Origin of the sequence: Pseudomonas brassicacearum (assembly GCF_000585995.1) — a bacterium.
GTDB lineage: Bacteria > Pseudomonadota > Gammaproteobacteria > Pseudomonadales > Pseudomonadaceae > Aquipseudomonas > Aquipseudomonas brassicacearum_A.
The window spans coordinates 5478411-5489320 of record NZ_CP007410.1; the positions used below are offsets into that span (position 1 = coordinate 5478411).

9 protein-coding genes are annotated in these 10910 nt (G+C 62.1%); 3 read left to right on the forward strand and 6 right to left on the reverse strand.

What is annotated here, in order from left to right:
• Positions 1-2781: an RHS repeat domain-containing protein gene (locus tag CD58_RS23435; RefSeq protein ID WP_025215378.1), complete on the reverse strand. Its 2781-nt coding sequence runs from the start codon at positions 2779-2781 to the stop codon at positions 1-3.
• Positions 2782-2952: 171 nt separating this feature from the next.
• Here CD58_RS23435 and CD58_RS23440 point away from each other — a divergent pair, with 171 nt between their 5' ends.
• A complete protein-coding gene (locus CD58_RS23440; protein WP_025215379.1) occupies positions 2953-3417 on the forward strand; it encodes a hypothetical protein in 465 nt (154 codons plus the stop codon).
• Between the two features lie 34 nt (positions 3418-3451).
• Complete coding sequence (locus CD58_RS23445; RefSeq protein ID WP_025215380.1) at positions 3452-4276, forward strand: SDR family oxidoreductase; 825 nt, start codon at positions 3452-3454, stop codon at positions 4274-4276.
• Between the two features lie 204 nt (positions 4277-4480).
• Here the strand turns inward: CD58_RS23445 and CD58_RS23450 are convergent, their stop codons facing one another.
• The 4 genes from CD58_RS23450 to CD58_RS23465 are packed head-to-tail and all read right to left on the reverse strand — an operon-like array spanning position 4481 to position 9270.
• Positions 4481-5344 (reverse strand): HlyD family secretion protein, encoded by an 864-nt coding sequence (locus CD58_RS23450; protein ID WP_025215381.1) that lies wholly within the window; start codon positions 5342-5344, stop codon positions 4481-4483.
• Between the two features lie 10 nt (positions 5345-5354).
• Complete coding sequence (locus CD58_RS23455; protein ID WP_025215382.1) at positions 5355-5555, reverse strand: DUF1656 domain-containing protein; 201 nt, start codon at positions 5553-5555, stop codon at positions 5355-5357.
• Positions 5545-7749 (reverse strand): FUSC family protein, encoded by a 2205-nt coding sequence (locus tag CD58_RS23460; RefSeq protein WP_025215383.1) that lies wholly within the window; start codon positions 7747-7749, stop codon positions 5545-5547. The genes CD58_RS23455 and CD58_RS23460 overlap by 11 nt, the downstream gene beginning before the upstream one ends.
• A 9-nt stretch (positions 7750-7758) precedes the next feature.
• Positions 7759-9270: an efflux transporter outer membrane subunit gene (locus CD58_RS23465; RefSeq protein ID WP_025215384.1), complete on the reverse strand. Its 1512-nt coding sequence runs from the start codon at positions 9268-9270 to the stop codon at positions 7759-7761.
• Between the two features lie 324 nt (positions 9271-9594).
• Here CD58_RS23465 and CD58_RS23470 point away from each other — a divergent pair, with 324 nt between their 5' ends.
• Positions 9595-10563, forward strand: a complete 969-nt coding sequence (locus CD58_RS23470) for a LysR family transcriptional regulator (protein ID WP_025215385.1) — start codon at positions 9595-9597, stop codon at positions 10561-10563.
• A gap of 28 nt (positions 10564-10591) precedes the next feature.
• Here the strand turns inward: CD58_RS23470 and CD58_RS23475 are convergent, their stop codons facing one another.
• The gene (locus CD58_RS23475; protein ID WP_025215386.1) at positions 10592-10849 is read right to left on the reverse strand and encodes a hypothetical protein; all 258 of its coding nucleotides are present in this window, start codon (positions 10847-10849) and stop codon (positions 10592-10594) included.
• Positions 10850-10910 lie beyond the last annotated feature (61 nt).

Sequence of the window (10910 nt, forward strand, 5' to 3'; positions counted from 1 at the left end):
CTAAGCAAACGACTCCCACTCACGACTCCCAGCTTTTCTAAAGGAAACGATGTAGGCGCTCGGAATCGGAGTAATGAATGTTACTTCGACCGTCATGGGTGGAATCATTGCGACGAAGTTGGCTTGATCGAGCGTGTTATTGCTCATCAGCAAACGAGCGTCCAACCTTCCTTTCGGGACAAACTTGAAAGGCTTGTCAATCCCCAGCGTTTGTTGATCGACGCTTCGCTCCTCCAAACCCGGGATCTCCATTCGATACAGATAGTTCCGGGTGTCACCGTATCCTCCCGAATCCTCATCCATCCCAGTGGACACATAACCGGGAACAGGGCTTCTGACGTGTTCATTAGCCAGGGTATTAAAGCCCTTCGTCATCAATGCCTCTCTGAACTCCTGTTTGATTTTCAGCCCTCTATTATCCCTGGGGAAAAAACCACCTGCCCTACGTATTTCATCTGGAGAGCGGTTGTCCCCTCGCATAACGATAATATTCCCCGCCTGGGTTATCGTTAATGCGTGCGAACCGACCAGCAGCTGGCTCCCGACATGGGGCGAGAGCGATCCCGTCGGCCGGATTGATTCAGAGTGCACCGTGGATACTTTTTCTACCGGAAGAAACGATTCAACAGAAGATGCTTGAACTTGCGCTGTCCGCTGTGGAAGCTGTTTCAAGGGAGGTCTAGCTGTTCGAATCAGTGGAACTTGCCGGACTTGCGGTAACTGATCACCGCCAGATTTGGACGACTCAAATGCTTGCCTGATCCTGGACACGTTACTTTCATCTTTAGGCTTGCCTTCAGGTTGAGGTGCAAGTCCATCGGTATCGAAAAACGTCAGCGGATTATTTCTCACCATCCGATAAAGGTTCAAACCGTCCACTTCCCCGGCCGGATCCGGATTGATCCAACGCTGCAGCCACGGCGCGTAATACCTGAACCCATAGTAATAAAGCCCCGTCGCATCCCGCTCCTTGCCGGAGTAACGGACCGTCTTGTAACTGACTTCGATCACATCCTCCCCGGCCAGATACGCTGTCTCGCCGAAGGGATAAAAATGTTCCCGACTGATGATTCGCCCGTCGTGGTCAAGCTCCAGGCTGATAGAACCCAAGTGATCGGAAAAACTGTATCGATAGCGATTGTTTGCCCCTGAGGGTGGTGGGCTTTCCCAGTGCAGTACCCGAACGCTGTTGAGTCCACCCTGAGCCGTAATGACCTGTAGCGACTCCGCGGTGCCGCTGTCGGCGCGCAGTTCCAACCCCGGCAAATAACGCACTTCGGCCGCCAGCGTGCGGGTTCCAGTTTGCAGGGTACGAAGCTTGCGCACGCGCTGACCGTCGCCCGCGTAGACATACCGCTCACTGTCATCCAGACCAGACGCACGGGTTATCGGAGTGACCGAACCCAACTGGTTACGCGGATCCCAGGCCAGGGAACGCCCCTCTTCCAATTGATGCCAATTGCCTCGCGCATCGAATGCCGCCTCGATCTCCTCCTCCGTCGGCGGCACACCATTACGGTACGGCAGGCAACGATTGCTGTAGCGGGCCACCTTCATCTGGTGTCCATGATTCTGCGCACCGACGTGGATCAGCTCCAGCAGGTTGCCGCTTTCATCGTAGCGATAGGTCTGCCGGTAATTGCTGACCGCCGCCGGGTCGCTACGATCAACGGACTCGGGCCCCTGGTTCAGGGCGCCCGCTTCCCATCCGGTGGCCTGGGTCAGTTGATAGAGCGTGTCGTAGATAAAACGACTGATGGGCTCGATCCGCTGGTTGGCGAAATAGCGCACCGGCAAGGCTTTGTCTTCAATGCTCAGGACATTGCCCATGGGGTCGTAGACATAGACCAGGTCTTGCAACACCTGGTCGCCGTGTCGGGCACTTCGGGTCATCAAGCGACCGTCCTGGGGACTATAAGTGAGCCGGGTCCGCACACCGTTACCGGCCGTTTCCGCTTCGACCTGCCCCTCAGCGTTGTAGCGAATATCGCTTACCAGGGGCTGCCATTGACTCTGGCCCCGCAGCAGTAACTGGCTGCCGAAAATCCTGCCATCCAGAGTCAGCGTCTGCTGCTGCCGATTGCCCCTGGCATCGATCTGTTCCAGCGTATCGCTCTGCGGACCAAGGCGCCACGTCGTCAGGAACCCATCGCCAGGTTCCAGCAGCGGCTCACGGTCGGCTTCCAGTTCCGGCCAGTCCGGGTTGGCCGCATCGAGGGTGAAACGACGCTGCTGGGCAAGGCTTCGCCCAGTGAGGGAAAATGACTCCGACAGTACGGTCCCCGCCGGATCGTCATGGCGGATCAGTTGGCCATGCTGGTTGTGATCGCGATCACCCTGGCCCGGGTAACCATATCTCATGCGCTCGACGCACCGACGCGGTTGCCCGGCGCCCTGCTCGAACACCGCCACGGGACGCAGCGAGTCGTCGTAGGCCACCTCGCGTTGCATCCCCCGGCCATCCCAGCCCCGCAAGCCTTCGTTGGCCAGACCAGGTAAACCGATCTGAATGCCTGCGTCGACACTGACCGTATGCAGCGCGGCATCGGACAACGAATAAATCGTCGAAAGGCTGGCTGGGGCCGACGCGTCGTCTTGCTGCAAGGCCCACAACCGCGGATCCCATTGTTTTATTCCCCGTCCCGCCGCGTCAAAAAGGTTGCGGTTGACGCGCCGTTGCGCGGGTCCACGCTCGATGCTGCGGTAATAGTCGACTGAGCAGACCACCAAGCCGCGCGAGTCGAAAGCCACGAGCTGCGGGGTTCTGTGATCCATGCCCATCGATCAAGCCTCTTGTTCCTGGCGCTGTGTCTGTTCACTTGATATCTAACAAGGGGAAACATCATTGCCTACTGTCAGATATGACAGTGACGACCGATGGAACACGATGGACGAATATCAATGGCCTTTCCCCTTCGGTAGGATGTGCCTACGGTAACGGAGGCTTCAAACATGCTTATCGGCGTCTTGCTGGTCATCACCTGGCTCATCCTGTTGTTGCGCTACCCGGCCAAGGCCTTGCCGGTGTCCCTGGCAGCGTTCGTCGGGCTGGGACTGGTGGCCGCCTGGGTGCTCTGGCAGGAAAGCCGCGACATCCGGCAATTGGCGCGCCTGGAGCTGCGTATCACCTACGCCCCCGAACACTGCCCCGCCGACCGGCCCCTGTCGCTGACCCTGAACAACGGCAACGACGTGCCGCTGACCGAACTGCATTGGCGCATCGCGGCCTATGCGCCGGGCGACACCATCAACCTGGCCGACACCCCCTACACCGCGCCCCGCTACCGTGGCCCGGGCGAACTGCAAGCCGGCGCCAGCTGGCAGGACTGTCTGCCCCTGCCCGTCCTGCGTCCCGGCTATCGCCCGCAAACCCTGGAGTTTCGCGCCGAGCGATTGCAAGGTAGTTTTTCCAACTGAACCGTCCCCTCTTCTTTTGCACAAGGAACGCGCCATGCCCGTTGCGTTGATTACCGGATGTTCCAGCGGCATTGGCCGTGCCCTCGCCGACGCCTTCAAGGCCGCCGGATACCAGGTCTGGGCCAGCGCGCGCAAAGTCGAGGACGTGGCAGTGCTCAGCGCTGCCGGGTTCACCGCCGTGCAACTGGACGTGAATGACGAACAGGCCTTGGAACAGTTGAGCGAGCGGATCAACCAGCAACACGGTGGCCTCGATGTATTGATCAACAATGCCGGTTACGGCGCCATGGGGCCGCTGCTGGACGGCGGCGTACCGGCCATGCAGCGCCAATTTGATACAAACGTGTTCGCGGTCGTCGGGGTGACTCGCGCGCTGTTCCCGGTGCTGCGTCGGGCCAAGGGACTGGTGGTGAACATCGGCAGCGTTTCCGGCGTATTGGTCACGCCGTTCGCCGGCGCCTATTGCGCCTCGAAGGCGGCGGTGCATGCCTTGAGCGATGCGCTGCGCATGGAACTGGCACCGTTCGGCATCCGCGTCATGGAAGTCCAGCCCGGCGCCATTGCCTCCAGCTTCGCCAAGAACGCCGGCCATGAAGCCGAACAATTGATCAACGAACAATCGCCCTGGTGGCCCCTGCGCGAGGGCATCCGCGCCCGGGCCAAGGCCTCCCAGGACAAACCGACCCCCGCCAGCGAATTCGCCGCCGGACTGCTCAAGGCCGTGCAACAACCCACACCACCCCGCCTGCTGCGCCTGGGCAATGGCAGCCGGGCGTTGCCGTTGATGGCTGGCTTACTGCCCAAGGCGTTGCTGGAGAAGGGGTTGATGAAGCGGTTTGGGTTGGGTGGGTCGCTGTAACTATCAAGGGCTGGCGAGCTTTGCTGTTGTGGCGAGGGAGCTTGCTCCCGCTGGGTGGCGAAGCCGCCCCAAACCAGGCATTGCGGTGCGGCAGATCAAGAGGGGCGTCCAGGATGCGACTGCTGCGCAGCCGAACGGGAGCAAGCTCCCTCGCCACAGGAATGGGGGGTGACAAGCCTCTTTGTCACCCCTGCCACCGTCGCCTCAGCGCTGGGTTTGTGGTTCAACCACCACCGTACACGTCATCCCCGCCGCCAGCAGCACACCCTCCGGCACTTCATCAAGATGAATCCGCACCGGCACCCGCTGGGCCAGGCGCACCCAGTTGAAGGTCGGGTTGACGTCGGCGATCAGTTCGCGGCTAGCCGGGTTGTCGCGGTCATAGATGCCCCGAGAAACGCTTTCCACATGGCCCTTGAGCACTTCACCGCTCATCAGCTGTAGCTGCGCCGAATCGCCGACCCGCACCTTGGGCAGTTTGGTCTCTTCGAAGTAGCCGTAGACCCAGAACGAATGCATGTCCACCACGGCCATTTTCGCCTCACCGATGCGCGCATAGTCGCCGCGATGGACGTTGAGGTTGGTGACGTAGCCGTCCACCGCCGCGCGAACCTCGGTGCGCGCCAGGTTCAGCTCAGCCGCCTCCAGTTGCGCCTGGGCGTGTTGGTAATCGGCCAGGGCCGAGTCGGCAAGGTTGCTGGCGTCGTCGCGGTTTTCCCGGGAGATCACCAGGCTGTCCAGGTCGGCGCGGCGATGGGCGTTGACCTTGCGCATTTCCCAGGTGGCCTTGCGCGATGCCACCAGGGCGCTCGCCTGCTTGACCGCAAGGCGGTAATGCTCGGGGTCGATGCGCATCAACAAGTCGCCCTTGTTCACCCGTTGGTTGTCACGCACCGGCACCTCCACCACCTCGCCGCTGACATCGGGAGCGACGTTGATGATGTCGGCCCGCACCCGGCCATCGCGGGTCCAGGGAGTATTCATGTAATGCACCCACAGCGTACGGCCGATCCACAGCGCCAGGGCCAACACCAACAGCGTCGCCAGCAGACTGAAAAACTTTTTCATCGCATCGATCTCAACGGTAGACCGTCAGCGCCAGCGCGCCGAACAGACAGGTAAACAGACTCAGGCGCAGCAGCGCCGGGTGCCAGAAGAAGCGGTACAGGTCCAACCCCGACAGGAAACGGTCCAGCACCCAGGCCAGGGCGGCGGCGATGAAAAACATCAGGGTCATGGTGGGCATGTACACGCCATGGAAGGCGATCTCACGGGGCATGTGCGGATTCCTGGGACAACGGTGTGGCCTGCGGCATGGCATAGCCGGCCAAGGGCGATTGCGGGTCGAGCAGTGAAGTGCGGATGAAATGCAGGTAGCTTTTCACCCGACGCAGGGCCGAGGTGTCGAAATGCGGGGCGAAGGGCTCATCGGTGGCCTGTACACGACTGATGGCGTGGTCCACTGCCACCAGGGCACGCTCCAGATTGTTCTGGCCTGGCTGGCGGAACAGACGCACCAGCGCCCGCCCCATCACACGGATCGCCTGGCGCCACGGCTGTCTTTCGGCATAAGCCGGATGCACCGGCAAAATAGCCTGTTCCTTGCGCAACTCAATAATCGCGTGCCCGACTTCCAGCACCACGAACATCCAGCGCAGCAGATCCCGTTGCACCCGGGGCTGCCCCGCCGCCAGCCCGTAGGCTTGATGCAGGAGGTCGCGAGTACCACTTTCGAAGCTCGACGCCAGCCCTTTGAGCTTGCCACTGATGGCAAACACCACTTGCTCGCGCAAATCCTGTTCAAGCCTGCGCCACAACCAGCGGCTGTTGGGCGGCAGAATGATCGCCCCGGCAGCGGCGCACACCAGCATGCCGAGGATCATCGCAAGGTAATCGTTGATAAAGGTGTAGGGGTTGTAGACCGTCAGGTTGTCCGGCACCGAGCCGGTGCTGAAAAAAATCAGCAGTCCCAGCCCGACCCCGGCGTATTGCGGCCGGGAACTGAGGAACGAGCCGAGCATGATTACCGGCGTCAGCATCACGCAAAGAAGGGGGAAACCGTCGATCAGCGGGAAGATGAAAAACATCTCGACGAAGCCGATCAACGCGCCGAACAACGTGCCGCAGGCCATCTGGAACGCCATGCGCTTGGGGTTCGGCGTCGCGGCCGACAAGCCCACCGTGGCGGCGGCGATCATCGTCATGGTCGCGCCGCTCGGCCAGGCCGTGGCGACCCAATAACTGCCCAGCACCAGCAGGATGAAGGCGGCGCGAAACCCCGAGGCAGCCGCCGCCAGCCCATTGGTCTGCGGCACGAACGGTTCGTCCCAGCGCTCGCGTTCGTGGCGATGATCAGCCAGGGAGGCATGGGTCAGGGCGTAGCCGTGCAGGTCGTCGACGAAGCGATAGAGCAGCTCATAGGCGGTGTGGAAGTCCAGCTGCTCACCATCGCTCGGCGCCGTCTCCTGGAACAACGCCCGCAATCGCCGCACCTGGGCCGGCAAGTCGGCCTTGTAGTCGGCCAGTGCCGTCGCCAGACGCGCCGCATCGGCATCGGTCAGGGCCCGTGCGCTGAAGCCGTCCAGCAGTTCGGCAAGGTTTTGCAAACCGGGTTTGATGGCGTCCACCACGTGATTCGCCGCGCTGCTGCGCAAGCGCTCGAGCAACTGGTGCAGGGCGTTGAAGCGAGTGGTGACGCCCATGAACTCGCTGTTCAAGCGACTGAGCCGCCCGTTACGCCAACGCATGTGCGGGTCTTCGAACACGGTCACGCTGCGCAGGCTCTCCAGGCCTACGGCTTCGGCGATGAAGCCCACATTGCGCGCCTCGAACGCCTCCTGTTTGCTGCGTCCACGCAAACCGTCGGTGACGAACAAGGCAAACACTCCGAAGCGCTGATACAAGGCATTGCGCATCGCAGCGCTGGCGGTTTGCGGAAAGATCGCGGCACTGACCAGTGTTGAGCAGAGAATCCCCAGGGCAATTTCCAACACCCGCCAGACCGCCGCCATGAACGCCCCTTCCGGATGGGCCAGGGCCGGCAGGCCGATCATCGCCGCCGTGTAGCCGGCCAGCACGAAACCATAGGCCCGGAAGTTGCGATAACGCGCCGCCCCTGCCGAACAGATGCCCACCCAGATCGCCAGGCAGCCGAGAAACAGCTCGGTGTTCTGGGCGAACATAGCGATCAGCGCCACCATCACCGCCGAGCCGGCCAGGGTGCCAAGCAAGCGATAGAAACTCTTGGCGAACACCTGGCCGCTCTGGGGCTGCATGACAATGAACACGGTGATCATGGCCGTGCGCGGTTGCGGCAACTCCAGGCGCATCGCCAGCCACAACGTCAGGAACGCGGCAAACAGGACCTTGAAGATGTAAACCCAGGTCACCCCGTCGCTGCGGGCCCAATCGAAGAAGCCACGGCGCCATTCGAGGCGGCAGAGCCAGTGCCAAGGGGCAAGCAAAGAAGTCATCGGGCAAGCTCAATGATCAAGGGCGGAAAGGATGGCCGGGGCTCTGGTCGGGCGTGTCGTGCCGGCTGGCGGCACATCCCTGCCAGCTTCCAACCCACCTCCCAGCGCGGTCACCAGGTCGGCATGGGCACTCAGGCGCGCCGCTTCCACCTGCTGTTGCACCTGCTGCTGCTTGAACAACAGGCTTTGGGCATTGAGCACGTTGAGGTAGTCGGTCAGCCCGCGCTGGAACGCCACCAACGCAATGTCGTAGGTGCGCTGCGCCGCGGCCACCGATTCAGCAGCGAAGGCTTGTTGCTTGTCCATGGACTCGCGACGGATCAACTGATCGGAAATGCTCTTGAGCGCGTTTACCAGTGTCTGGTTGTAATGGGCCACGGCAATGTCATAACCGGCTGCCGCCTCCCCCAATTGTGAGCGCAGGCGCCCGCCGTCGAAAATCGGCAGCGTGATGGCCGGACCGACGCTGTAGGTGAGTTTCTTGCCAGTCAGGAACTCCAGTGCCCCACCGCCGGTGGCCATGTAACCGAGACCGCCCACCAGGTCGACGTTGGGATAGAAACCGGCACGAGCCACATCGATGCCCCGGGCCTGAGCGGCCACTTGCCAACGCCCGGCCACCACATCCGGACGCTGGCCGAGCAGTTCGGCGGGCAATGCCGACGGCAGCTTCAAAGGCGCGCCGAGGGCCAGGGTCGGGCGCTGCAACCGCGCACCCTCTCCTGGCCCCTTGCCCGCCAGTGCCGCCAACTGATTGCGGCTCAAGGCAATGGCTTCATCGAGGGCGTCGAGTTGGCGATGGGTCTCGGGCAACGGCGCCTGGGCCTGGCTGACTTCGAAATGGGTACCGATGCCACCGTCCAGACGCTTTTGCGCCAGCTCGAGAATCTGCTCCTGTTGATGGAGCGTCGCGGCGACGATATCGCGCTGGGCGTAGTGCAAGGAAAACTGGATGTAGGCGCGCACGATGTTGTTCTGCAACTCCAGTTGCGCCTGCCGTGCTTCAGCCACGCTGACATGGGCCAGGTCGACGGCCCGTTCGCTGGTGTTGCGCTCGCGGCCCCACAGGTCCAAGGCATAGCTCAAGCCTAGACCCGCGTTGTTGTCCCAAGTGGTGGTGTCCGCCAGTTCGCCGGGGCCGTAGAACTGATCGGAGGGCCAGTTGTGGCGCTTGAGGGTCGCTTCACCGTTGATCTGCAGCGACTCGGCGGCCTCGGCGACACCAGCCATCGCCCTGGCTTGCCGCACCCGGGCGGCGGCCATGGCCAGGCTCGGGCTGCCTTGCACGGCGAGATCGACCCAACGATCCAGTTGCCGGTCGCCATAGGCGTTCCACCATTGGCGGGTGGGCCAGTGGGCGTCGCGGTCGGCCTCGCGGATCGCGGCATCGGTGGCCAATTGATTGGCCGACAACGCCTCGCCTTGCGGCGCAATACCTCCCGTGCCGATGCAACCGCTGATGGTTAACGTCAAAACCCAAACACTGAGAGTCTTCAGCTCTCTGCTGATGCAACGCGGCACTTGCGCAAAATTCCTAGGAGAGAGAGTCGGGAACCTGTAGGAGATCCCTGTGGGAGCGGGCTTGCCCGCGAAGGCGATTGCCCAGGCAACATCATTGCCAACTGACCCACCGCTTTCGCGGGCAAGCCCGCTCCCACCGGTACTGCGCCAGACAGCAGGGCCAAACCAGCGCCACAGTGCCGGCAATTCTAGGCACCCCGCCGAACGGCGATAAGCCGACCTTTCTGCGAATCTTTGTTACCGTTAGCGCGATAATCCATTAGTCGGGGTCCCGTAGCGCCGTAACTTCATGTCACAATTTGCCACCTCCCAAGAGAGCCCTTCATGGACACTTTGCAAAACATGCGCGCGTTCAGCTGTGTCGCCGAAGCTGGCAGCTTCACCGCCGCTGCCCAACAGCTCGATACCACGACAGCCAACGTCTCGCGCGCGGTTTCCAATCTGGAAGCCCATCTGCAAACGCGCCTGCTCAACCGCACCACCCGCCGCATTGCCCTGACCGAGGCCGGAAAACGCTACTTGCTGCGTTGCGAGCAGATCCTGGCGTATGTCGAGGAAGCCGAAGCCGAGGCCAGCGATGCCCATGCGCGCCCCGCCGGGCAGTTGAAGGTTCACACCATGACCGGCATCGGCCAGCATTTCGTGATCGACGCCATTGCCCGGTATCGCAAGACCCATCCAGACGTGACGTTCGACCTGACCCTGGCCAACCGGGTACCGGACATCCTGGACGAGGGCTACGACGTCTCCATCGTGCTCGCCAGCGAGTTACCGGATTCGGGCTTCGTTTCCCAGCGCCTGGGCATCACCTACAGCATCGTTTGCGCGTCGCCGGCCTACGTGAAAGCCAGCGGCTGCCCGCAAAAACCCAGCGACCTGCTCAACCACGCCTGCCTGCGCCTGGTCAGCCCGGTCATTCCGCTGGAAAAATGGGTGTTCGACGGCCCGGAAGGCCAGGAAATGGTCACCATCAACAGCTCACCGTTTTTGGTGAACTCCGCCGATGCCATGAAAACCGCGATCACCAGCGGCATGGGCGTGGGGGTGTTGCCGGTGTACGCCGCCATCGAAGGCCTGCGCAACGGCACGCTGGTGCGGGTCATGCCCAACTACCGCTCCCAGGAACTGAACCTCTACGCCATCTACCCTTCGCGCCAATACCTGGATGCGAAAATCAAGACCTGGGTCGAGTACCTGCGCGGCTCGCTGCCGGAAATCCTGGCAGCGCACCAGTCCGAGCTGATGGCTTATGAATTGAGTGGAAGCCTGGCAGGGGCACGGGCAGCGAACTGAAGTCGCCGCCGTGGACCAAGGATGAGGTTCAGCGCTTGCCCATCGAGCGACGCGTGCCCGGAGGCGCGGCACCCGGGGTCTTGGTATGACCGTTCTTCGCGCCATTCTTGTACCACGGCTGCTGGCCGGCCTCTTTGGTCGCGGCCAGTTCACCGGGTTTGAACGGGAATTTGAAGGCCGGGATCGCCGCTTTGACGTTCTCGGCGCTGGAAATATCGCTGTCGGGCAGGTCGGCCTGTTCGCCGTTCGGGCGTGCGTCCGCGGGCGAGGGTGTTGGGGAAGTCATGTAAAGCTCCGGGTAATGCGGGCAAGTCGGGCCCGGAGAGCGAGCCGCGAAAGGCGGCAGT